Raw genomic sequence first — 22,878 nt, forward strand, 5'->3', positions numbered from 1 at the left:
GGAAGGTAATGCCATGACAGGTGTCACGCTCACGAGTGCCGGTCTCGACCCGCGCCGCCGCCGGATCCTTTTCCGTTGCTGGCATCGCGGCATCCGCGAGATGGATCTGGTCTTCGGCCAGTTCGCCGAAGCTGAGGTGGCGGCGCTGTCGGAAGCCGAGCTCGACGAGTTCGAGACGATCATGGCGGAAGAGGACAATGATCTCGTCCGCTGGATCATGGGAACATGGCCGGTGCCTGAGCGTTTCCAGACACCGATGTTTGCCCGCATCGCCGCCTACAAGCCCGATTTTGACAAGCCCCTCAGGACGCCGGAATGATCCCTGGTTTCGATGCGAAGAAGCTTGCGGCCATTGCCGAGCCGCTGACGATCGGCAATGTGCCGGCAGGTCTTGAAACGCTGCTGCTCGCCGAGCTCGCCCGAACGGGAGGGCCGGTCGCCTATGTCATGTCCGACGGCCACCGCATGGCCGATCTGGAGCAGATGCTGGGCTTCGTCGCCCCCGACATTCCGGTTCTCACCTTGCCGGCCTGGGACTGTCTGCCTTATGACCGCGTCTCGCCGAGTGCCGACACCTCTGCCCGCCGGCTGGCTGCACTCGGCGGCCTCATCGCCCATCGCAAGAAGCCGCATGCGGCAATCGTGCTCGTCACCGCCAATGCCATGCTGCAGAAGGTGGCGCCGCAGGATGTCATCGAAAGCCTGAGCTTTTCGGCCCGTCCCGGCAACCAGCTGCGCATGGACGATCTCGCCGGCCGCCTGGAGCGCAACGGCTTCGAGCGGGTCGCGACCGTTCGCGAGGTCGGCGAATATGCCGTGCGCGGCGGCATTCTCGATGTCTTCGTGCCGGGTTCCGAAGAACCGGTTCGCCTCGATTTCTTTGGCGACACGCTGGAGAGCATCCGAAGCTTCGATCCGGCCAGCCAGCGCACGATCGGGCAGGTGCGCTCCCTCGATCTCAATCCGATGAGCGAGGTGACGCTGACGCCCGATACGATCAGTCGCTTCCGCAAGAATTACCTCTCCGCTTTCGGCGCGACCACACGCGACGACGCGCTCTATCTTGCCGTCTCCGAAGGCCGCCGTTATCCCGGCATGGAGCACTGGCTGCCGCTTTTCTACGAGAAGCTCGATACCGTCTTCGATTATTTGAGCGGCTTCCGGATCGTCATCGATCATACGGTGCGTGAAGCAGCCGAAGAGCGCTCCAAGCTTGTTTTTGACTATTACGACGCCCGCCTGAACTCCGGCCAGCCGGCCAAGGGGATGACGCAGGGCACGCCTTACAAGCCGGTGACGCCGGGCCAGCTCTATCTCGACAGCAAGCTTTTCGTCAAAACCCTCGACGCGCTCGGCGCGATCCGCATCAGCCCCTTCAACGAGCATGAGGGCGAGGCGCGGAGGGTTGTCAACATAGACGCCCGCCAGGGCCAGCGCTGGGCCCGCTCCAATGCCGAAGGCGGCGGCGATGCCGAACGCATCAACATCTTCGACGTCGTGGTCAAGCATATTGCCGACCGTCGTGCCGCCGGCGCGAAAGTGCTGGTCACCGCCTGGACCGAAGGCTCGCTGGAACGCCTGCTGCAGGTGCTGAACGAACATGGCCTGGAAAAGGTTAAGCCGATCGAGGCGCTGAAGGATGTCGGCTCGCTGGCGAGAGGCGAGGCGGCCGCTGCCGTGCTCAGTCTCGAAGCAGGCTTCGAGGCCGGCGACCTCGTCGTCATCGGCGAGCAGGATATCCTCGGCGACCGCATGGTGCGCCGCTCCAAGCGCCGCAAGCGCGCCGCCGATTTCATCTCGGAAGTCGCGGGCCTCGACGAGGGCTCGATCGTCGTCCACGCCGAACACGGTATCGGCCGCTTTATCGGGCTGAGGACCATCGAGGCCGCAGGCGCGCCGCATGCCTGCCTCGAGCTGCAATATGCCGACGAGGCCAAGCTGTTCCTGCCGGTCGAAAACATCGATCTTCTCTCGCGTTACGGCGGCGAGGGCACCGAAGCCCAGCTCGACAAGCTCGGCGGCGGCGCCTGGCAGATGCGCAAGGCCAAGCTCAAGAAGCGCCTGCTCGATATGGCCGATGCGCTGATCCGCATCGCCGCCGAGCGCCTGACGCGCCATGCGCCGATGCTGACGACGCCGGAAGGCCTTTACGACGAATTCGCCGCCCGCTTCCCCTATGACGAGACCGAGGACCAGGAAAACGCCATCGAGGCCGTGCGCTCCGATCTCGCCGCCGGCCGGCCGATGGATCGCCTCGTCTGCGGCGACGTCGGTTTCGGCAAGACCGAAGTGGCGCTGCGCGCCGCCTTCGTCGCAGCGATGAACGGCGCCCAGGTCGCCATCGTCGTACCGACGACACTGCTTTCCCGCCAGCATTTCAAGACCTTCTCCGACCGTTTCCGCGGTCTGCCGGTGCGCATCCAGCAGGCCTCGCGGCTCGTCGGCGCCAAGGAGCTGGCGCTGACCAAGAAGGAAGTGGCGGAAGGCAAGACCGATATCGTCGTCGGCACCCATGCGCTGCTCGGCGCCGGCATCAAATTCGCCAATCTTGGTCTGCTCGTCATCGACGAGGAGCAGCATTTCGGCGTCAAGCACAAGGAGCGGCTGAAGGAGCTGAAGAGCGACGTGCATGTGCTGACGCTGTCGGCAACGCCGATCCCGCGCACGCTGCAGCTTGCCATGACTGGCGTGCGCGAACTGTCGCTGATCACCACGCCGCCGGTCGACCGCATGGCGGTGCGCACCTTCATCTCGCCCTTCGATAGCCTGGTCATCCGCGAGACGCTGATGCGCGAGCATTATCGCGGCGGCCAGAGCTTCTATGTCTGCCCCAGGCTTGCCGATCTCGAGGATGTGCATGCCTTCCTGCAGTCGGATGTGCCGGAGCTGAAGGTCGCCGTCGCCCATGGCCAGATGCCGGCCGGCGAACTCGAAGACATCATGAACGCCTTTTATGAAGGCCGCTACGATGTGCTGTTGTCGACCACCATCGTCGAATCCGGCCTCGACGTGCCCACAGCCAACACGCTGATCGTCCATCGCGCCGACATGTTCGGCCTTGCCCAGCTCTATCAGTTGCGTGGTCGCGTCGGCCGCTCGAAGGTGCGTGCTTTCGCGCTCTTCACCCTGCCGGTCAACAAGGTGCTGACGGCCACCGCCGAACGTCGCCTCAAGGTGCTACAGTCGCTGGATACGCTCGGTGCCGGTTTCCAGCTGGCGAGCCACGACCTCGATATTCGCGGCGCCGGCAACCTGCTCGGCGAGGAGCAGTCCGGCCATATCAAGGAAGTCGGCTTCGAGCTTTATCAGCAGATGCTGGAAGAGGCGGTCGCCGAGGTCAAGGGTGTCGACGAGATCCACGACACCGGCTGGTCGCCGCAGATCTCGGTCGGCACGACGGTGATGATCCCGGAAGGCTACGTGCCCGATTTGCACCTGCGTATGGCGCTCTACCGCCGTCTCGGCGAAATCACCGAGCTCAAGGAGATTGACGGCTTCGGCGCCGAGATGATCGACCGCTTCGGCCCGATGCCGATCGAAGTCCAGCACCTGCTGAAGATCGTCTACATCAAGTCGCTCTGCCGCACCGCCAATGTCGAAAAGCTCGATGCCGGCCCGAAGGGCGTCGTCGTGCAGTTCCGCAACAAGGAATTCCCCAATCCGGCCAACCTCGTCGGTTATATCGGCAAGCAGGGCACGATGGCGAAGATCCGCCCCGATCACAGCCTGTTCCTGACCCGAGACCTGCCGACGCCGGAAAAACGCCTGCAGGGCGCCGCCGTCATCATGACGCAGCTGGCCGAATTCGCGAAATAGAGCAATTCCAGCAAAACTGTGCCGCGGTTTTGCGTCCGGAATTGTGTGGAAAAAGGAGACAAGGATGGCAACATACGGCGCAACGATTGCCTGGCAGCGCAACGGCGAGACCTTCACCGACAACCGCTACAGCCGCGTCCACCGCTGGACCTTCGACGGCGGCATCGAGGTGAGGGCCTCCTCTTCCGCGCACGTCGTTCCGCTGCCCTATTCCGCCGAGGATGCCGTCGATCCGGAAGAGGCTTTCGTCGCCTCGCTCTCCAGCTGCCACATGCTCTGGTTCCTGTCGATCGCCGCCAAACAGCGCTTTTGCGTCGACAGCTACACCGATGCCGCCGAGGGCATCATGGAGAAGAATGCCGAAGGCCGCCTTGCCATGACCGTCGTGACCCTCCGTCCGCATGTCGTCTTCAGCGGCGAAAAGCAGCCCTCGCTAAGCGAGTTGGAAAGCCTGCACCATCGCGCCCACGACGAATGTTTCATCGCCAATTCGGTGAAGACTGAGGTGCGCTGCGTTCCGGTTCTGGGCTGAGCGGGGCCGTTTCAGGTAGGAAATCGTCCAACTTCGTTTTACAGCGACTCAGATTGTGCTCTTCACCGAAGCGTCTCAGCTATTTTGGTAAAAGCCAACTTGTTGGAAAGCAGTACCTCTAATACCTCTGTCTTTGCATATGTTCTTGAATGTTTGATCGCAAAAAAATGGGCCAGCATATTCAACCAAGCGAAACACGTGCGCGCCGTTGAGGACAGCTGGCAGAAAACACCAGTCGGCCCCGCCCGATATCATATAGCCGCCCGCTCTTGTGACACGAATTAAAGGGGAGCTCTCGACATCCACCGCCTTGCGGTATGAATCGAGAACGCTGCACTGCCAGATTCTCGGACCGGTTTTTCCGTTCGAAAACTCGGTCTCGCAAAGGAGGTATTCGCATGACTTTGGAGCGAACTCATCGAGTAAGCTCTTCATTTTGTCGGAGATGAAAAGGAAATACTCCAAAGCATAAATATCTTGCACCTTCCGCTTTGGATCAAAGATCAGTTTTGGCGTTTCAGCATACTCGGGTATTTGCCACGGGCCGCGCGGCAAATCGAGCATGCTATCCGGCCATGGAGTTCGGCTGTAATTCAAGCCGAGGTAGCCGCTATCTGGCTGGAGCATGCCCCGGTTTGCGAATTCCCAGCCATAATTTCCATTTGAATCAAGTATATAAATTCCTTGAGGTTTCGCTCTGGCGCCACTCATGCTTCGTTCCAAGTCGTGTTTGAAAATATAAACGGTATCGCTGGCTCTCGCGGACAACTTTCCCGCGGCTGTTCGATCTCGATTGGCATGGCCGGTGACGTTAGTTGAGGCTCGATCGCGCCTCGGCTTTCGCCTTGGCGATGTCGCGCAACGCGTTTGCCAGCACGTCAGGCGTCTGTGCGCCGCTGACGGCATATTGCTGATCGAAGATGAAGAATGGCACGCCGTTGACGCCCATCTCTTGCGCCGCCTTGATCTCGGCGACGATCAGATCACGGTCGGCATCGGAGGCAAGCAGCGAGGCGATGACTGAACGGTCGAGGCCGGCCTTCTCGGCGATATCGAGCAGCACAGCATGGTCGCCGACATTGCGGCCATCCTCGAAATTCGCCCTGAACAGCGCGGCAACGACCTTGTCCTGCTTCTCGCGTCCTTCGATCATCGCCCAGTGGATCAGCCGATGCGCATCGAGCGTGTTCGGGCCGATCTTGATCGCCTCGAAATTAAAGGCGATGCCGACCTCGCGGCCATAATCGGTGAGCATCTTGTGCGCCTGCGCCACGCGCTCCTCGCCGCCGAGCTTCTCCGCCAGCGCCTTCTTCTGGTCGACGCCTTCCTTGGGGTAGTCGGGATTGAGCCGGTACGGCCGCCAGTTGATGTCGACGCCGATTTGGTCCTGCACCTCGGCGATGGCGAGTTCCAGCCGCGCCTTGCCGAGATAGCACCAGGGGCAGACGACATCCGAGACGACGTCGATGGTGATGCGCTCCATGATGATTTTCCTTATTCTGTGCGTCTCCAGGGAGACATTTAAGCCGGGGCGGTTCGGCTGCTTCTTATTGGGCGCTCGTATCCCACCATAGCGGCAGCTGATAGCCATAGAGCGGCACCGTGTCGGGATGGCCGATGCGTTTGCTGCGCGCCACCCATTGCTGACCCATATGATAGAGCGGCAGCACGTAATGGCTGGACAGCAGCAGCCGGTCGTAGGAGCGCACCGCCGCGGTGAAATCCTCGGCCGTGCGCGCCCGGAGCAGGTGATCGATCAACGCATCGAGATCGGGGTCGGCAGCGCCCGCGAAGCTGTCGCTGCCCTCGCGGGTCTTGGCGGCCGAAGACCAGCGGCCGAGCTGTTCGTTTCCGGGCGACAGCGAGGACGTGTAGGACTTCATGATCATGTCGTAGTCGAAGCTGTTCGTCCGGCTCTGATACTGCGAATCGTCGACGGTGCGGATCGAAGCGGCGATGCCGATCGTCTGCAGCGAACGCTGATAGGCGAGGGCGAGCTTCTCCTGGTCGGCATTCTGCGTCATGATCTCGAAGGCGAGCTGGCGGCCGGAGGCGTCGTTCATCTTCCCGCCCTGGATCGTATAGCCGCCCTGTTTCAACTGCTCGACGGCCTGTTTCAGCACATTGCGGTCGCGGCCGGAACCGTCGGTGACCGGCAGCTTGTAGGTGCCGTCGAGAATCTCCGGCGCAATCTTGTCCTTGATCGGCCCGAGCAGGGCAAGCTCGGCCGCGTTGGCGGGAACGCCGAAACTCGACAGCTCGGAATTCTGCCAGAAGCTCTGCGTGCGTTTATAGGCGCCGGAATAAAGGTTCTTGTTCGCCCATTCGAAGTCGAACACCAGCGACAGACCTTCGCGCACCTTGGGATCGGCGAAGATCGGCCGGCGCGTGTTGAACACGAATCCGAGCATGCCGCTCGGCAGTTTCGGTGTGAACACGTCCTTGACCACAACCCCCGAGGTGACGGCGGGGAAATTATAGGCATTGGCCCAATGACCGGGATTGCCGTCGGGATAGATGTCGACATCGCCCTTCTTGAAGGCCTCGAACAGCGTTGTGTCCTGCAGGAAATACTGGACGGTGATCTGGTCGTAATTGTCGGTGCCGACCTTGGCGGGAATGTCCTTGCCCCAGTAATTCGGATCGCGCTCATAGGTGATGCTCTCGCCGGGCTTCACCGTCTTCACCTTGTAGGGACCGGAGCCGACCGGCGCCGTCAGCGAAGAACGGTCGAAGGTTGCCGGATCGATCGCATGTCTCGGCAGCACCGGGAACAGGCCGAAGATCAGCGGCGTCTCGCGGTCGGCCTTGTCGTTGAAGGTGAAGCGCACGCTGTGTTCGCCGACCTTCTCCATCTTGGCGACGACGTTGAGGCGGTTGGCAAAGGGCACGCGGCCCTTGTCGCGCATCAGCTCGAATGTGAACATCACATCCTCGGGCGTCACCGGCTGGCCATCGGCCCATTTCGCCTTCGGATTGAGGTTGAACTGGATGAAGCTCCGGTCGTCGTCCCATTCCACCGTCTCGGCCAGCAGGCCGTAGAGCGTGAAGGGCTCGTCCCTGGAGCGCTGCATCAGCGATTCGTAGACGAGATTGCCATAATCAGGATCCCACATGCCGCGCGCCGTCGTGCGCATGCTCTTGAGGATGAACGGGTTGAGGTTGTCGAAGGTGCCGACCACGCCATAGGTGATCTTGCCGCCCTTTTTCACGTCGGGATTGACGTAAGGGAAGTGTTTGTAGTCGGCCGGCAAGGCCGGCTCGCCGTGCATCGCGATGCCGTGCAGCGGCTCGGCAGCGACAGTGCCGCACAGCAGCAGCGAGAGGACGAGGGGGACGACGATCCGGAGCATTCGGCAATCCTTGAGCCGTGAAAAACGGGGCATGATTCACGCCAAGATTATCATGGGGTCGACCGATTCCAACACGGATCGGCGATTTCTTTGGCTTCGCGACGAAATGCACCTCAAATTGCCAAAGAAAAGCTGGATATCTTGAACGCTGCGATGTAACAGGTGAACCCGAAGTTTAGGGGTCATGCATTTGCCTTATTTTTTTAAGAGGTGGAGTGCCGAACGACCCGATGGTTGGGGCGGCAAACCGCTGCCCCGAACGGATATCAGGAGACGGAATTCGTTATGATGTTCAAGTCTGAAAAGAAAATGCGGGCAGCACTGTCCGTTCTGGCAGTGGTGTTCGGCGCTTCGGCTCCGGTCTCCTCCTTCGCACAGGATGCGGCGGCACAGGCTCCGGCCGATGCCCCGGCACAGGCCGCAGGAGCGCCGAAGCTCGGCTGGTACAAGACCTGCAGCAAGCAGGAAGACAACGACATCTGTGTTGTCCAGAACCTGATCCTCGCCAATGGCGGCCAGCTCGTCACGGCCGTCGGCCTGATCTCGGTTTCCGGCAAGATCAACCGCAAGCTCCTGCAGGTCTCGGTTCCCACGGCACGCCTGGTTCCTCCCGGCGTCATCATGCAGATCGACGGCGGCAAGGGCCAGAAGCTCGACTACGCCGTCTGCCTGCCGGACAAGTGCACCGCCGAAATTCCGCTGACCGACGCGATGATCGCCAGCCTCAAGAAGGGCAGCGACGTGATCTTCACTTCGATCAACTTCCGCCGCGCCCCGAACCCGATCAAGATCTCGCTTGAAGGCTTCACCGGCGCTTACGACGGCGAACCGGTTTCCGAATCCAAGCTCGCCGAAAGCCAGCGCAGCCTCCAGGAAGGCATGCAGAAGAAGGCCGAAGAAGCCCGCAAGAAGTTGGAAGACGCCCAGAAGGCAGCCAAGGCGCAGTAATCCTGCCACTTTCTTTGAAACAGAAACCCGGCTTCGCGCCGGGTTTTTTGTTTCGCAAAGAAAAGGCCTCGCCGGGAGAAGCGAGGCCTTGATTCAACGATCGGCACGAGTGGGTTAGTGGGCGAAGCTCATCTTGGGTTTGAACTGCCCTGACGGGGCCTGATCGAAAATCTGGTAGATCTGCGGGTTGCGAAGCGGCGTGCCGCTTTCGTCGTTCGTCAGGTTTTGCTCGGAGACGTAAGCGACATATTCGCTTTCGTCATTCTCGGCGAGCAGGTGATAGAAGGGCTGGTCCCTGCTCGGACGCACCTCGGCGGGAATGGAATTCCACCATTCCTCCGTATTCGCGAACTCCGGATCAACGTCGAAGATGACGCCGCGAAACGGAAAAACCTTGTGCCGAACCACTTCGCCGATACTGAACTTTGCTACTCTTTCTTTCATGGTACGACTTCCTTTCATCACCAAATTTGGTGATTGGTGCCGCGCAAATCAAGATTTTTGCGCGAGTTCGTCACATGAACGTCATATCCTCCTTCTGCATAACTCCTTAAATCGGAACCGATTTAAGGACAAAATTATGCAGCACTCCAAGTTCTACAGCGTCCTTTGCGCGTCTGATAGACGCGCGGCGCCGTAGTGGCGTCCATGACCTGGGAGGCGAAAGCCCCGGCGGGCCGGGACTTTCTGTGTTCGCGGCCGATCAGGCCGAATAGTACATATCGTATTCGACCGGATGCGGCGTCATTTCGAAACGCATCACCTCAGCCATCTTCAGCTCGATGAAGGCATCGATCTGATCGTCGTCGAAGACGCCGCCGGCCGTCAGGAACTTGCGGTCCTTGTCGAGGCTTTCGAGTGCTTCGCGCAACGAGCCGCAGACGGTCGGGATCTTCTTCAATTCCTTCGGCGGCAGGTCGTAGAGATCCTTGTCCATGGCCTTGCCGGGATGGATCTTGTTCTTGATGCCGTCGAGGCCGGCCATCAGCATGGCGGCAAAGGCGAGATAGGGGTTGGCGGTCGGATCCGGGAAACGGACTTCGACGCGCTTAGCCTTCGGGTTGGAGCCGAACGGAATGCGGCAGGAAGCCGAGCGGTTGCGGGCCGAATAGGCCAGCAGCACCGGGGCTTCGTAACCCGGGACGAGGCGCTTGTAGGAGTTCGTCGACGGATTGGTGAAGGCGTTGATCGCCTTGGCATGCTTGATGATGCCGCCGATATAGAACAGGCAGCTCTCGGAAAGGCCGGCATATTCGTCGCCGGCAAAGGTCGGCTTGCCGCCCTTCCAGATCGATTGGTGCACATGCATGCCCGAGCCATTGTCGCCGAAGATCGGCTTCGGCATGAAGGTCGCCGTCTTGCCGTAGGCGTTGGCCACCTGGTGCACGACGTATTTGTAGATCTGCATTTTGTCGGCGTTGCGCACCAGTGTATCGAACTTGATGCCGAGTTCGTGCTGGGCGGCCGCGACTTCATGGTGATGCTTTTCAACGACGACGCCCATTTCGGAGAGCACCGTCAGCATTTCCGAACGCATGTCCTGGGCGCTGTCGACGGGGGGAACCGGGAAATAGCCGCCCTTGACGCGCGGGCGATGGCCGAGGTTGCCTGTTTCGTAATCGGTATCGTCGTTCGACGGCAGTTCGGTCGAATCGAGCTTGAAGCCGGTATTGTAGGGATCGGCCTTGTACTTGACGTCGTCGAAGACGAAGAATTCGGCTTCAGGGCCGACGAAGACCGTATCGCCGATGCCGGATGCCTTGAGGTAGGCTTCGGCCTTCTTGGCGGTGCCGCGCGGATCGCGGTTGTAGGCCTCGCCGGAAACCGGATCGAGGATGTCGCAGACGATAACCATGGTCGACTGGGCGAAGAATGGGTCCATATGCACCGTTTCGGTATCGGGCATCAGCACCATGTCGGACTCGTTGATGGCCTTCCAGCCGCCGATCGACGAGCCGTCGAACATCACGCCATCAGCGAACATGTCTTCATCGACGCAGACAACGTCCATCGTCACATGCTGCAACTTGCCCTTCGGGTCGGTGAAACGCAGATCGACGAACTTTACGTCGTTCTCCTTGATCTGCTTCAGAATTTCGCTTGCGGTCGCCATTAAGTAGTTTCCTCCGATTTGCGATGACGGTGTAGGTCGGCGGTGACGGTAACGGACTTTGCGCGATTGGCAAAGTGGTCAGATGGCATCGATACCGGTCTCGCCGGTTCGGATGCGGATAACCTCTTCGACATTGGAGACGAAGATCTTTCCGTCGCCGATTCGGCCGGTCTGCGCCGCCTTACGGATCGCATCGATAACGGCCTCCGCGTTCTCGTCGGCCAATACGACCTCGACTTTGACCTTCGGCAGGAAATCGACGACGTATTCGGCTCCACGGTAGAGTTCCGTGTGGCCTTTCTGACGGCCGAAACCCTTGGCTTCCGTGACCGTGATACCCTGCAGGCCAACTTCCTGAAGGGCTTCCTTCACTTCGTCCAGCTTGAAAGGCTTAATGATCGCTTCGATCTTTTTCATGAGAAAATGTCTCTCCGCTTCTCTTGTTATGGCAGGAATTTTCCCGCTCGCGGGATATGATGCAGATATCGTGCCAGTTTGAAATCCATCCTGTCGAAAAAAGACGTCGATTCTGCCAAAACCGGCGAGTTTGTAGGGAATTCTGTGTGGTTTTGCCGACGGTCAGATGGAAAAACATTGTCTCCCGATCAAAATCCCATCGGAAACGGAAAAACTCATGTATTTTCGCAACTGCGAATACGCGTCACGTTGAGATGAAAATGTAGGCAAATGCCTAAATTGAGTCCTTCTCTTTGGTATTTCAGACGGTTGTTTTTTAGGCGTTTTTTGATTTGAATAGGATGATGAGCAAACATCTGTCCGACCTTCTTCTCACTCCTGCCGAAATGGCCGCCGTCGACGCGGCCGCTGCCGCATCCGGCATCGCCTCTTTTGGCCTGATGGAGAGGGCAGGTGCCGCGGTCGCAGCTGCTGCTCTGCGCCTTCATCCCGGAGCTTTGCGTTTCGTCATACTCTGCGGACCCGGCAACAATGGCGGCGACGCCTATGTCGCAGCCCGCCATCTGCAGGAAAGCGGGGCGAGGGTGGCGCTCTTCCACCTCGGCGATCCCATGAGGCTGAAGGGCGATGCCGCCCGCGCCCGCATGGGCTGCGCGCTCAAGGGACAGGAACTCGGCCTCTATCGGCCGGAACCCGGCGACGTCGTCATCGATGGCCTGTTCGGGGCGGGGCTTGGCCGCGCGGTGTCGGCCGATGTGTGCGCGCTGATCGAGCGCGTCACCGAGGTCGCTATTCCCGTGCTCGCCATCGATCTGCCCTCCGGCCTCGATGGCCGCACCGGCAAGGTGCTGGGTGCCGCCTTCCGGGCCTGCAACACCATCACCTTCATGACCCGCAAGCCCGGCCATCTGCTGATGCCGGGCAGGGAGTTTTGCGGTGAATTGGAGGTCTTCGACATCGGTATCCCCGCCCGCATCATCCGCGCCGAGGCAGGCGGTATCATCGCCGAGAACAGGCCGGATACCTGGAAGAGTGCGCTGCCGACCAAGCATCTGGAAACCCACAAATACAAGCGCGGTCATCTGGTCGTCTTCTCAGGCGAGGCCGACAAGACCGGTGCGGCGCGGATGTCGGCGATCTCCGGCCTGAAGGCCGGCGCCGGCCTGGTGACGATCGCCGCCCCCCGCGCGGCGATGGCCGCCAATGCCGCGCATCTGACCGCCGTCATGCTGCATGCCATCGACGACGAGGCCGAGCTCGGCGAGTGGCTCTCCGACAAGCGGCTGCAGACCTTCGTCCTCGGCCCTGGTTTCGGCATCGGCGCCAGGGCGCGCGGCTTCGTCTCGGCCCTTGGCGATCGTCATCTGGTGCTCGATGCCGACGGCATTTCCTCGTTCAAGGACGATCCGCAACAGCTGTTTGATCTTTTCCGGGGTGAGCCGCGTCTGGTGCTGACGCCGCACGAGGGCGAATTCGCGCGGCTCTTTCCCGATATCGGCGGCGACGATGGCCTCGGCAAGGTGGATAAGGCTGTGGCCGCTGCCCGCCGCGCCAATGCCGCGATCATTTACAAAGGCGCCGATACCGTCATTGCCGCGCCTGATGGACGTGCGCTCATCAATACCAACGCTCCCGTCTGGCTTGCCACCGCCGGTTCCGGCGACGTGCTTGCCGGCATCATCGGCGGCTTGCTCGCCCAGGGCCTGCCTGCCTTCGAAGCCGCCGCTGCTGGCGTCTGGCTGCACGGCGAGGCCGGCCAACGCGCCGGCAAGGGGCTGACGGCGGAGGAGCTTGCAGCCGAGGTATTGCCGCTTTAGCGCCGCCGCATCCTCTTGCACCTCGAACGCAGAAGCAATCCGCACCGTCGGTCTGGCCGTGGCGCAGGCTGCGTTGTTTTACCATTATAAATGCGGCCGATGTGTCAGTTGAGTGACGGTTTTATTTCGAATTTTTAGAGCGACATCGATCAGTCCAAGAATGTCCTGCGCGGAGAATCAGCAACCCGCAAAACTAAACTGTCATTAAAATGTTAATTAATGGAAATACTTAGTCGTGTCAGGAATTCCTGTCGGCTGGAACACGGGTTTGGACAGTGGGTCCTGAGCTGATCTGGTTTGAATTCTGATCGAAGTGCGCAGTCAACGGTTGCGAGGGGAAGCGTCGATGGAACGTTTTTTTCGGCAAGTCCACAGAGTGACGACCGCCGCCGCCTTTAGCGGACTTGCGGCAGTTGTCGGTTCACTCTTCATCGCTCCTGCAGCCATGGCCGAGCCCATTCGCGGCGCCGGCTCCACATTCGCGGCACCCATCATCGCGAAGTGGGCAGAGATCTACGAGAAGGCGCGGATGGATGACGGCGACTTCAGCTCACCCGATTGGACGGTAGATTACGAGCTCGTCGGTTCGCTGGCAGGCCTGATGCGCCTTGATCAGCCGGAGCTGGATTTCGCTGCGACCGATGTGCCTGTCTCCCACGACGAGCTTTTAAAGCATGGCCGCCAGCAGTTTCCGATCGTGCTCGGCAGCGTGGCGATTGCCGTCAATCTTGACGGTATCGACAATGGCCGTATCAACCTGACTGGCCCGCTGCTTGCGAATATCTATCTCGGCAAGATCCAGTCGTGGGCTGACCCTGCCATCAAGGCGATCAACCCGGAGATCAGCCTTCCCGATCAGAAAATCAGCCCGGTTACCCGCAAGGACGGATCAGGCACCACCTTCATGTTCACCGAATTCCTGTCCTCGACAAGCCCGGAATGGAAGGCGGCACATGGAGCGGATACGCTGATCGCCTGGCCTGTGGGGACGAGTGTCGAGGGAACGGGGGATCTCATTCGCGCGGTGCAGGCAACCAAGGGGGCGATCGCCTATGCCGATTTTGGCCAGGTCGAGCGTGCAAACCTGCCCTATGCCGCTGTTCAGAACAAATCCGGCCAGTTCGTAAAACCGGGACCGGATGGCGTGCGGGCTGCCGCCAGCACTGCCTCATGGGATGAAGCGAAGGATTTTTCGGTATCGCTCGCGGATCAACCGGGAGAGGCGGCCTATCCGATCAGCGGCGCAACATTTGCTGTCGTTCCAATCACGGGACAAGCGCCCAATCGCTATCGCCGCGTGCATGATTTTTTCCGTCTGGCGTTCGAGGCAGGCAGTAAGGACGCCGAGGCGCTGGGCTATGTGCCTTTGCCGCCGCAGCTCGTCAGTCAGATCGTCAAATACTGGCTGAAGCAGGATGCATCCGCGAGCCAGTAAGTCGTTCGGGCGCGCATGATACGCGGTCGGGGCATCCCCGACCGTATCAAATCGGGCATGTGAGACGCGGGGGCGTCGTTGAAGCGCGCCATTTTGGCGCCAAGGGGGTAAGGCGTAATGAACATCGACATTTTCAAGGATATTCTTGTGCCTGTTATTGGCGGGCTGGGGATATTCATGCTCGGTCTGGAGTTCATGTCGAACGGCATCCAGGCACTCTCCGTCAACAAGATGCGCGCATTTCTCGCGAGAGCCGCAGGCACGCCGATCAAGGGCGTCATCGCGGGAACGCTCATTACCGGTGTCATCCAGTCATCCACCGCAATGACGGTCATGGTCGTCGGCCTCGTCAATGCCGGCGTTGTCGGCTTGCGTCCGGCGATCAGCGTCATCATGGGCGCCAACATCGGAACGACGCTCGGAAACGGCCTGATCGCCTTGCCGCTCGGTCCTCTTGGCCTGATCTTTGCGGGCGTTTTTTCGCTGGTCTACTGCTTTGCCAAGAGCGAGCGGATCCGCAACGTCGCGCTTGCCTGCATGGGCTTCGCGCTGATTTTCTACGGTCTCAATCTGATGACCGGCGGCCTTCGGCCGCTGCGCAACATACCGGAGGTCATGGACGTTCTGTCGACGCTGACCGCCGACTCCTATTATAACCTGATCAAGTGCGTGCTGATCGCCGCCGGCGTCACCGCGATGATCCACTCCTCGTCGGCGACGATCGGTATCGTCATGGGGCTCGGCGCGGCCGGTGTCCTTGACTGGACGACGGCGGTTGCCTTCTCGCTGGGTGCGGATCTCGGAACCACGATCACCTCCTGGATTGCTTCGCTCAATCTGTCGAAGAATGCCAAACGCGCTGCCTATGCCCATATGTCCTTCAACATTATCGGCGTCTGCATCACGGTGCCTTTGTTCTTCGTCTCGATCGACGTTCTGGCATGGGCGATGCAGTGGTTCGGCGGCGATCCCGGCGTTCCGGTCGTGGTCGAGGGCAAGGAGACATTTCCGCTGGTCCCGGTCGCTGTCGGTCTGTATTCGACCTTCTTCAACGTCTTCAACACAGCGCTGCTGTTTCCTTTCGTCAGCGTCTTCGAACGTGTCTTGTCGCGCATCGGCCGCATCGACGCCGAGGATGTTGAAGATTATTCGACGCCGAAATTCCTCGACCGCAGGCTCACAAGCGATTTCGCGCGGGCCGTTCCGGCGGTCCAGCAGGAGACCGCGCGGCATTTGCAGGCCGGCGCGATGTTCCTGGATATTGCCCGGTCTGCCAAGTCGGCGCCATCCGATCCGGGCGAACACTATCTTGCCACCGATATCCTCAGCCGCGACATTCGCGATTATACCGCATCGCTGATGAAGGAGGATCTGCCTTACGAGCAACTCGATCTTGTCGCCAGCCTGATCGAGGAGGCGGATTTCACCGCTGCCTTGACGGAATCGATGCATCAGGTCGCCCGGCGCGTGAAGCGTGAAAAATTCAGCGAGCCCGCTTTGGCGATCGTCAATCTGGCACTGAGCAAGCTCGATGCCTCTCTGCAGGATATCATGCCCGACTATGGCGTGGTTCGTCCCTCCATGCCGGCCGGCCATGTCAGCCTTCCCAATGTCACTGAACTGCGGGAACAGACACTGGCACTTGGCCCGAATGCCGGCGCGGCCGAACGCGGCACGATCCTGGCGCTTCTCGGCTCGGTCGAGCGCGCGGAGATCCTGATCCGCCGCATCGACGAGGAGCGCAAATCCGTGAACCGGCAGAGCGTTCTGTCGCGGGTTTCGCAGAAACGGGAACGACAGGCGCGTCCGCCGCTGGACGAGGGCGGGTTGAGCCCGATGCCGGCTGAATAACGGCCATCGTCGTCGCGATCCTTGCGTGGCATCTTCCCGGCGGAGGATGCCACGTCTCGTTGACGGGCCTTCCGTTTTTGCTGCATAAGTCTGTCTTCCCGACGGAGGCTCGAATGAGTGTTGGCCTGATCGCCCTTCTTGATGATATCGCGGCTTTGGCCAAGGTGGCTGCGGCATCGCTCGACGATATTGCCGGCCAGGCTGCCAAGGCAGGCGCGAAAGCGGCCGGCGTCGTCATTGACGATGCGGCGGTCACGCCGCGTTACGTCACCGGATTCTCGGCAGCGCGCGAATTGCCGATCATCGGCAAGATCGCCCTCGGCTCGGTGAAGAACAAGCTTCTGATCCTGCTGCCCGCAGCACTCATCCTGAGCCTTGTCGCCCCGCAGGCGATCACACCGCTGCTGATGATCGGCGGACTTTATCTCTGCTACGAGGGTGTGGAAAAAGTCTACGGGCTGGTGCTGCCGCATGCAGCTCACGCCCATGAATCGGCACTCGAGACGACAAGCCTCGATGCCAAATCGGTAGAGGACGAAAAGGTCGCCGGTGCGATCAAGACGGATTTCATCCTGTCGGCCGAAATCATGGCGATTACGCTCGCCGCGGTGCCGTCAGGCAGCATGTTCACGCAGGCCCTCATCCTTGCCGTCGTTGGACTGGGCATAACGGTCTTGGTCTATGGCGGCGTGGCGCTTATCGTCAAGGCCGATGATCTCGGTCTGATGCTGGCACGTGTGCGGACGGCATCTGCGGTGGGCGCCTTCTGGCGTACGATCGGAAAGGGGCTTGTCACAGGCATGCCTTATTTTCTGAAAGTGCTCGGCATTGTTGGAACGGCCGCCATGATCTGGGTCGGCGGCGGCATCATCGTTCACGGCCTCGAAGCCTATGGTATCGGTGGCCTTGCACATCTGATCCATGATGCCGGCGAGGCGACCGCGCATGCCATTCCCGCTCTGGCATCCGTGCTCAGCTGGATCGTCGAGGCCGCAGGAGCGGGCATCATCGGTATCGTCGCCGGCTTGATCGCTATTCCGGTCGCCGGCTACATCGTCTCGCCGATCTGGCGGTACCTCAAATCGCTCCTGCCGCGCCGCCGGAAAGAGGCGCTGGCGGACGGGAAAAAATAAAGCCTGCCGGTATCGGCGAGCAAGGCGTCATATCCAGCGGGCGCGCTTGAAACGGATGAAAAGCGCGATGCACATGACGGCGATGACTGCCAGGACGATAAAATAACCGTAGCTGGTTTTCAGCTCGGGCATATTGTCGAAATTCATGCCGTAGATGCCGGCGATTGCCGTTGGAACGGCGAGAATAGCAGCCCAGGCCGCCAGCTGCCGGGTGATCGTGCCCTGTCTTTGCTGTTCAAGCAGATTGCTCGCTTCGAAAACCGATGTGATCACGTCGCGCAAGCTTGCAACCATCGTCTCGACACGGTGCATGTGCTGAAGCGCATCGCGGAAATAGGGCTTCGCTTCCCTGTCGAGCGACGGCAGGTCGAGATGGTAGAGCTTGCCGCAAAGGTCGAGCATCGCGTCCAGCACCCGCTGAAACAGAATGACTTCCCGCCGCAACTTGAAAATCCGGGTGATCTGGCTGCGGTCGAGAAACGCATCCAGCATCTTTCTTTCCATCTCGAGAACGGCATCCTCGATCGTGCGCACGATGGGAAGATAGCCGTCAATAATGAAATCGAGAATGGCATGCAGAATATAATCGGTGCCGTGGCACAGCGTCTTCGGCGAAGTCTCCAGCCGGCCGCGCAGCTCTCCGTGCCCGCGCTCGGAACCATTCCGCACGGTGATGATATAGCGCTTGCCGACGAAAATTGCGGTTTCCCCGTAGGTGATATGGTCTCCCTCGAGCTGCGCCGTCTTTGCGATGACGAACAGCTGGTTGTCATAAACGCTGAGCTTCGGCATCTGCAGGGAACTGAGCGCATCGGCGATCGAGAGTTCGTGAAGGCCAAAACGGCTTTGCAGCAGCAGGAGTTCGTCCCGGCTGGGCTTGTGCAGGCCGATCCAGATGAATTCGTTATCCGTCGCCGGAATGGAGGCAGCCTCGAAAGGGACAGCCTCGACCCGGCGTCCGTCGCGATAGAGATAGGATGCGGCAACGCTCATGCGGGCTCCCGGGTTACCACGCTCATGATGCCCTCATGCAATGCGTGTCTGACGATGTGATACCCACAAGGTCACGATCCTTTTGTGACTATCGAGCCCCGCCTATTTCGCCAACGCCTGCTGCAGGGCGATCGCCCCGTGCGGCGCATTGACCTTTCCCTCATGGATCATGAAGGCGAAGACGTCGCGCGGCTCGGTCTTCACCTTGCGATCTTCATCGATCAGCGGCAGATCATCAGGAACCTTGCCTTCGGCCCAGGTCTCCAGCCGGGCTGCCCAGGCCTTCAGATCCTTTTCCGGATAGCAGGTCGGAATGTCGTCTGATCCTTTCTGCAGCCTGGCATAGACGAAATCGGCCGTCACGTCGGCGATCATCGGATATTCGAAATGTTCGGCACAGACCGGCGCCACGCCGTATTTCGAAAGCAGCGCCACGAACTCCGGCACCTTGAAGGAATCGTGCCGCACCTCAACCACGTGGCGGAGCGGCAGTCCGTCCTGCTTTTCCGGCAGCAGCTTCAGGAAGGCTTCGAAATCGTCCGGATCGAACCTCTTCGTCGGTGCGAACTGCCACAGCAGCGGCCCGAGATGATCGCCGAGTTCGCTGATGCCCGATGACAGGAACCGCTCCATCGATTCACCGGCTTCGGCAAGCACCCGCCGATTGGTGACGAAACGCGTCGCCTTCAGCGAAAAGATGAAACCGTCGGGCACGTCAGCCGCCCATTTGGCAAAGACCGCAGGCTTCTGCGTGCTGTAATAGGTGCCGTTGACCTCGATGACCTTCAGCTGGCGGCTGGCATAATTCAGCTCGTCCTTCTGCTTCAGGCTCTCGGGAAAGAAATGCCCGCGCCAGGGCTCGAAGGTCCAGCCGCCGATGCCGGTGCGGATAGTGCCGGATTTCGTCATGTCGTCCTCCCCATTCGCAGCCGCTCAGGCCGCATTGATCTCTTTCGTCATGTCGACGAGCGTCCATCCTGGCCGATAAGGGTTCGGCCGGCGACCCGTTTCCTGAAACCCGAAGGCGCTGTAGAGCGCGATATTCCGCTCCATCCGCGCATTGGTGTAGAGCCGGATCTCCGGCACGGCCCATTCCCGTGCCTTGCCTTCCAGCCAGCGCAGCATCGCCAGTCCATGTCCGGCACCCTGAACCGCCGGCGAGACCGCGATGCTGAACAGCATGAGGTGATCGGAATGCTGCTCGACGACCACCAGGCCGGCCGTTTGCCCGCCGATCTCGCGCAGCCAGACCTCACCGCGTTCGATCCGCGGCGTGTAATCCTCCGTCACCGGCATCGGCGGAGCGCCGAAGAGCTCGGTATAGGGCCGATAGGCGGCTGACGTCAGCGTCGCGATCGTTTCCAGATTATCGGGCGACGCTGGTCTCATCGTCATTCCGCCGCAACCGCCTTCTTCGCCGGCCGCCGTTCCAGCAATTCCTTCAGGAAGTGTCCGGTATAGGAGCGCTTTTCCTTGACGATCGCTTCCGGCGTGCCGGTCGCGACGATCTCGCCGCCGCCGTCGCCGCCTTCGGGGCCGAAATCGAGCACCCAATCGGCCGTCTTGATGACTTCGAGATTATGCTCGATCACCACCACCGAATTGCCCTGGTTGACCAGTTCGTGCAGCATTTCGAGCAGCTTGGCGACGTCGTGGAAATGTAGGCCGGTCGTCGGTTCATCGAGAATGTAGAGCGTGCGCCCCGTCGAGCGTTTCGACAGTTCCTTGGCAAGCTTGACGCGCTGCGCCTCGCCGCCCGAGAGCGTATTCGCCTGCTGGCCGACCTTGATATAACCGAGACCGACATCCTTCAGCGCTTGCAGCTTGTCGCGCACCGCAGGCACCGCCGCGAAGAAATCGACACCTTCCTCCACGGTCATATCGAGCACGTCGGCGATCGACCTCTGTTTGAAGGTGACGTTGAGTGTCTCTCTGTTATAGCGCTTGCCGTGGCAGACGTCGCAGGTGACGTAGACATCGGGCAGGAAGTGCATCTCGATCTTGATGACGCCGTCGCCCTGGCAGGCCTCGCAGCGCCCACCCTTGACGTTGAAGGAGAAACGGCCCGGCTGGTAGCCGCGGGCCTTTGCCTCCGGCAGGCCGGCGAACCAGTCGCGGATCGGCGTGAAGGCGCCGGTATAGGTCGCCGGGTTCGAGCGCGGCGTGCGGCCGATCGGCGATTGATCGATGTCGATCACCTTGTCGATATGCTCGAAGCCGTCGATGCGGTCGTGATCGGCCGGGTTTTCACGCGCGCCCATGACGCGCCTTGCCGCCGACTTATAGAGCGTTTCGATCAGGAAGGTGGATTTGCCGCCGCCGGAAACGCCGGTCACCGCCGTGAACACGCCGAGCGGGATCGACGCCGTGACGTTCTTCAGATTGTTGCCGCGCGCGCCGACCACCTTGATCTCGCGGCCCTTCTTCGGCTTGCGGCGCTCGTCGGGAACGGGAACGCCGAGTTCGCCGGAGAGATATTTGCCAGTCAGCGACTTCGGATTATCCATGATATCCTGCGGCGTGCCGTGGGCGATGACCTCGCCGCCGTGAATGCCGGCGGCCGGGCCGATATCGACCACGTCGTCGGCCGACAGGATCGCATCCTCGTCATGTTCGACGACAATGACGGTGTTGCCGATGTCGCGCAGGTGCTTCAGCGTGTCGAGCAGCCGGGCATTGTCGCGCTGATGCAGGCCGATCGACGGTTCGTCGAGCACGTAAAGCACGCCCGTCAGCCCCGAACCGATCTGCGAGGCGAGCCGGATGCGCTGGCTTTCGCCGCCCGACAGCGTGCCGGAATTGCGCGACAGGCTGAGATATTCCAGGCCGACATCGTTGAGGAAGCGCAGCCGGTCGCGAATTTCCTTGAGGATGCGCACGGCGATCTCGTTCTGCTTGGCATTGAAGCTTGCCGGCAGCGTCTCGAACCAATCGCGGGCGACACGGATCGACATACCGGTCACTTCGCCGATCTGCAGCGTGTTGATCTTCACCGCTAAGGCCTCCGGCTTCAGGCGGAAGCCGTTGCAGGAAGGGCAGGGGGCGGCCGACATGAAGCGTTCGATATCCTCGCGTGCCCAGGCGGAATCGGTCTCCTTCCAGCGGCGCTCGAGATTGGTGATGATGCCCTCGAAATTCTTCTGCGTCGTGTAGGAGCGGGCGCCGTCGGCATAGTGGAATTCGATCTTGTCGTTGGTGCCGTTGAGGATGACGTCCTTGGCCTCGTCGGAAAGATCGTTCCAGCGGGTGCCGAGCTTGAAGCCGTAATGTTTGCCGAGCGCTTCCAGCGTCTGGTTGTAATAGGGCGAGGTCGACTTGGCCCAGGGCGCGATCGCCCCGTCGCGCAGCGTCCGCTCGGGCTCGGGCACGATCAGATCCGGATCGATCTTCTGCTGGGCGCCGAGGCCGTCACAGGTCGGGCAGGCGCCGAACGGGTTGTTGAAGGAGAACAGCCGCGGCTCGATCTCGGGAATGGTAAAGCCGGAAACCGGGCAGGCGAACTTCTCCGAAAACAGCACGCGTTCATGCGTCTCGTTCAGCGACTTGTTGGCCGAGCCGCCGGCCGACGTCTCTTCCGGCGGCAGCGGCTTGTCGGCGAATTCGGCGACCGCCAGCCCGTCGGCGAGTTTCAGGCAAGTCTCCAGACTGTCGGCCAGCCGCGCAGAGACATCCGAGCGCACGACGATGCGGTCGACCACGACGTCGATATCGTGCTTATATTTCTTGTCGAGCACCGGCGCTTCAGCGATCTCATAGAACTGACCGTCGACCTTGACGCGCTGAAAACCCTTCTTCATCAGCTCGGCCAGTTCTTTTTTGTATTCGCCCTTGCGCCCGCGCACGAGCGGCGCAAGGATATAAAGACGGGTGCCGTCGCCGAAATCCAGGATGCGGTCGACCATCTGGCTGACGGTCTGGCTCTCGATCGGCAGGCCGGTCGCCGGCGAATAGGGAACGCCGACGCGGGCAAAAAGCAGGCGCATGTAGTCGTAGATCTCGGTGACGGTGCCGACCGTCGATCGCGGATTGCGCGAGGTGGTCTTCTGCTCGATCGAGATCGCCGGCGACAGCCCGTCGATCTGGTCGACGTCGGGCTTCTGCATCATCTCGAGAAACTGCCGGGCATAGGCCGACAGGCTCTCGACATAGCGCCGCTGGCCCTCGGCATAGATCGTGTCGAAGGCGAGCGAGGATTTGCCGGAACCCGAAAGCCCGGTCATGACGATCAGCTTGTTACGCGGCAGATCGAGATCGATGCTCTTGAGATTATGCTCGCGCGCGCCGCGGATGGAGATCGTCTTCAGTTCGCTCATCGTCTCTGCTTTGGTTTTCTGGATGACAGCCCTTATTTAGTGATGCCGACGGGCGAGTCGAGGCTGAATATCCGCAAGGGCTCAAGGTTTTCGATTCTGTTGACAGGATCATACGGATAAACTAGAACAAATAAAGAACAAAATTCCTGATGAATGC

At 60.6% G+C, this 22,878-nt stretch carries 18 protein-coding genes; 8 read left to right on the top strand and 10 right to left on the bottom strand.

What is annotated here, in order from left to right:
- The first annotated feature begins 13 nt into the window (after window positions 1-13).
- The 3 genes from GFM02_RS15485 (at window position 14) to GFM02_RS15495 (ending at window position 4,348) form a co-directional block, all read left to right on the top strand.
- Window positions 14-319, top strand: a complete 306-nt coding sequence (locus tag GFM02_RS15485; protein WP_020049899.1) for a succinate dehydrogenase assembly factor 2 — start codon at window positions 14-16, stop codon at window positions 317-319.
- Window positions 316-3,816 carry a transcription-repair coupling factor gene (gene mfd, locus GFM02_RS15490; RefSeq protein ID WP_168322080.1) on the top strand — a complete coding sequence of 1,167 codons (3,501 nt, stop codon included), beginning with the start codon at window positions 316-318 and terminating at the stop codon, window positions 3,814-3,816. Before GFM02_RS15485 ends, mfd begins: the two co-directional genes overlap by 4 nt.
- Window positions 3,817-3,880: 64 nt before the next feature.
- Window positions 3,881-4,348, top strand: a complete 468-nt coding sequence (locus GFM02_RS15495) for an OsmC family protein (RefSeq protein ID WP_168322081.1) — start codon at window positions 3,881-3,883, stop codon at window positions 4,346-4,348.
- A gap of 75 nt (window positions 4,349-4,423) precedes the next feature.
- Here the strand turns inward: GFM02_RS15495 and GFM02_RS15500 are convergent, their stop codons facing one another.
- The 3 genes from GFM02_RS15500 to GFM02_RS15510 all read right to left on the bottom strand — a co-directional run bounded on the left by GFM02_RS15500 (window position 4,424) and on the right by GFM02_RS15510 (window position 7,701).
- A complete protein-coding gene (locus GFM02_RS15500) occupies window positions 4,424-5,059 on the bottom strand; it encodes an imm11 family protein (protein WP_168271848.1) in 636 nt (211 codons plus the stop codon).
- Between the two features lie 100 nt (window positions 5,060-5,159).
- Window positions 5,160-5,831 (bottom strand): DsbA family oxidoreductase, encoded by a 672-nt coding sequence (locus GFM02_RS15505; protein ID WP_168271847.1) that lies wholly within the window; start codon window positions 5,829-5,831, stop codon window positions 5,160-5,162.
- 64 nt (window positions 5,832-5,895) lie between these two features.
- Window positions 5,896-7,701, bottom strand: a complete 1,806-nt coding sequence (locus tag GFM02_RS15510) for an extracellular solute-binding protein (protein WP_131666057.1) — start codon at window positions 7,699-7,701, stop codon at window positions 5,896-5,898.
- 285 nt (window positions 7,702-7,986) lie between these two features.
- Between GFM02_RS15510 and GFM02_RS15515 the strand changes: the two genes are divergently transcribed.
- Complete coding sequence (locus GFM02_RS15515; RefSeq protein ID WP_020049906.1) at window positions 7,987-8,649, top strand: invasion associated locus B family protein; 663 nt, start codon at window positions 7,987-7,989, stop codon at window positions 8,647-8,649.
- A gap of 114 nt (window positions 8,650-8,763) precedes the next feature.
- Here the strand turns inward: GFM02_RS15515 and hspQ are convergent, their stop codons facing one another.
- From hspQ to GFM02_RS15530, 3 genes are all read right to left on the bottom strand, one after another.
- Entirely contained in the window at window positions 8,764-9,093 is a 330-nt protein-coding gene (gene hspQ, locus GFM02_RS15520) for a heat shock protein HspQ (RefSeq protein ID WP_020049907.1), read from the bottom strand.
- Window positions 9,094-9,352: 259 nt separating this feature from the next.
- Window positions 9,353-10,762: a type I glutamate--ammonia ligase gene (gene glnA, locus GFM02_RS15525; protein ID WP_011651961.1), complete on the bottom strand. Its 1,410-nt coding sequence runs from the start codon at window positions 10,760-10,762 to the stop codon at window positions 9,353-9,355.
- A 78-nt stretch (window positions 10,763-10,840) separates the two neighbouring features.
- Window positions 10,841-11,179: a P-II family nitrogen regulator gene (locus GFM02_RS15530; protein ID WP_003539626.1), complete on the bottom strand. Its 339-nt coding sequence runs from the start codon at window positions 11,177-11,179 to the stop codon at window positions 10,841-10,843.
- 344 nt (window positions 11,180-11,523) lie between these two features.
- On the opposite strand from GFM02_RS15530, the gene GFM02_RS15535 reads away from it, so the two are divergent.
- The 4 genes from GFM02_RS15535 (at window position 11,524) to GFM02_RS15550 (ending at window position 17,415) form a co-directional block, all read left to right on the top strand.
- Window positions 11,524-12,996 (top strand): NAD(P)H-hydrate dehydratase, encoded by a 1,473-nt coding sequence (locus GFM02_RS15535; RefSeq protein ID WP_168322082.1) that lies wholly within the window; start codon window positions 11,524-11,526, stop codon window positions 12,994-12,996.
- A 346-nt stretch (window positions 12,997-13,342) separates the two neighbouring features.
- Window positions 13,343-14,431, top strand: coding sequence for a phosphate ABC transporter substrate-binding protein PstS (gene pstS / locus GFM02_RS15540; RefSeq protein WP_168271844.1), 1,089 nt, complete (start codon window positions 13,343-13,345; stop codon window positions 14,429-14,431).
- A gap of 117 nt (window positions 14,432-14,548) precedes the next feature.
- Window positions 14,549-16,282, top strand: a complete 1,734-nt coding sequence (locus GFM02_RS15545; protein ID WP_029875192.1) for a Na/Pi cotransporter family protein — start codon at window positions 14,549-14,551, stop codon at window positions 16,280-16,282.
- A gap of 113 nt (window positions 16,283-16,395) precedes the next feature.
- A complete protein-coding gene (locus GFM02_RS15550) occupies window positions 16,396-17,415 on the top strand; it encodes a DUF808 domain-containing protein (RefSeq protein WP_168322083.1) in 1,020 nt (339 codons plus the stop codon).
- A gap of 27 nt (window positions 17,416-17,442) precedes the next feature.
- On the opposite strand, the gene GFM02_RS15555 is transcribed toward GFM02_RS15550, so the two are convergent.
- The 4 genes from GFM02_RS15555 to uvrA form a co-directional block, all read right to left on the bottom strand.
- A complete protein-coding gene (locus GFM02_RS15555) occupies window positions 17,443-18,408 on the bottom strand; it encodes a magnesium and cobalt transport protein CorA (RefSeq protein WP_168271842.1) in 966 nt (321 codons plus the stop codon).
- Between the two features lie 102 nt (window positions 18,409-18,510).
- Window positions 18,511-19,317, bottom strand: coding sequence for a DUF72 domain-containing protein (locus GFM02_RS15560; protein ID WP_168271841.1), 807 nt, complete (start codon window positions 19,315-19,317; stop codon window positions 18,511-18,513).
- Between the two features lie 24 nt (window positions 19,318-19,341).
- On the bottom strand, window positions 19,342-19,803 hold the full coding sequence (locus tag GFM02_RS15565; protein ID WP_168271840.1) for a GNAT family N-acetyltransferase: 462 nt from the start codon (window positions 19,801-19,803) through the stop codon (window positions 19,342-19,344).
- Window positions 19,800-22,721 carry an excinuclease ABC subunit UvrA gene (gene uvrA / locus GFM02_RS15570; protein ID WP_168271839.1) on the bottom strand — a complete coding sequence of 974 codons (2,922 nt, stop codon included), beginning with the start codon at window positions 22,719-22,721 and terminating at the stop codon, window positions 19,800-19,802. The genes GFM02_RS15565 and uvrA overlap by 4 nt, the downstream gene beginning before the upstream one ends.
- Between the last annotated feature and the right edge of the window lie 157 nt (window positions 22,722-22,878).

It is taken from the genome of Rhizobium leguminosarum bv. viciae (assembly GCF_012276115.1).
Lineage (GTDB): Bacteria > Pseudomonadota > Alphaproteobacteria > Rhizobiales > Rhizobiaceae > Rhizobium > Rhizobium leguminosarum_T.

Coding starts and splice junctions, on each gene's coding strand:
- GFM02_RS15505 (WP_168271847.1), bottom strand. CDS start 5,831: ATGGAGCGCATCACCATCGACGTCGTCTCGGATGTCGTCTGCCCCTGG.
- GFM02_RS15560 (WP_168271841.1), bottom strand. CDS start 19,317: ATGACGAAATCCGGCACTATCCGCACCGGCATCGGCGGCTGGACCTTC.
- GFM02_RS15545 (WP_029875192.1), top strand. CDS start 14,549: ATGAACATCGACATTTTCAAGGATATTCTTGTGCCTGTTATTGGCGGG.
- hspQ (WP_020049907.1), bottom strand. CDS start 9,093: ATGAAAGAAAGAGTAGCAAAGTTCAGTATCGGCGAAGTGGTTCGGCAC.
- GFM02_RS15535 (WP_168322082.1), top strand. CDS start 11,524: ATGAGCAAACATCTGTCCGACCTTCTTCTCACTCCTGCCGAAATGGCC.
- glnA (WP_011651961.1), bottom strand. CDS start 10,762: ATGGCGACCGCAAGCGAAATTCTGAAGCAGATCAAGGAGAACGACGTA.
- GFM02_RS15495 (WP_168322081.1), top strand. CDS start 3,881: ATGGCAACATACGGCGCAACGATTGCCTGGCAGCGCAACGGCGAGACC.
- GFM02_RS15485 (WP_020049899.1), top strand. CDS start 14: ATGACAGGTGTCACGCTCACGAGTGCCGGTCTCGACCCGCGCCGCCGC.
- GFM02_RS15555 (WP_168271842.1), bottom strand. CDS start 18,408: ATGAGCGTTGCCGCATCCTATCTCTATCGCGACGGACGCCGGGTCGAG.
- pstS (WP_168271844.1), top strand. CDS start 13,343: ATGGAACGTTTTTTTCGGCAAGTCCACAGAGTGACGACCGCCGCCGCC.
- GFM02_RS15530 (WP_003539626.1), bottom strand. CDS start 11,179: ATGAAAAAGATCGAAGCGATCATTAAGCCTTTCAAGCTGGACGAAGTG.
- GFM02_RS15550 (WP_168322083.1), top strand. CDS start 16,396: ATGAGTGTTGGCCTGATCGCCCTTCTTGATGATATCGCGGCTTTGGCC.
- GFM02_RS15565 (WP_168271840.1), bottom strand. CDS start 19,803: ATGACGATGAGACCAGCGTCGCCCGATAATCTGGAAACGATCGCGACG.
- mfd (WP_168322080.1), top strand. CDS start 316: ATGATCCCTGGTTTCGATGCGAAGAAGCTTGCGGCCATTGCCGAGCCG.
- GFM02_RS15515 (WP_020049906.1), top strand. CDS start 7,987: ATGATGTTCAAGTCTGAAAAGAAAATGCGGGCAGCACTGTCCGTTCTG.
- uvrA (WP_168271839.1), bottom strand. CDS start 22,721: ATGAGCGAACTGAAGACGATCTCCATCCGCGGCGCGCGCGAGCATAAT.
- GFM02_RS15510 (WP_131666057.1), bottom strand. CDS start 7,701: ATGCTCCGGATCGTCGTCCCCCTCGTCCTCTCGCTGCTGCTGTGCGGC.
- GFM02_RS15500 (WP_168271848.1), bottom strand. CDS start 5,059: ATGAGTGGCGCCAGAGCGAAACCTCAAGGAATTTATATACTTGATTCA.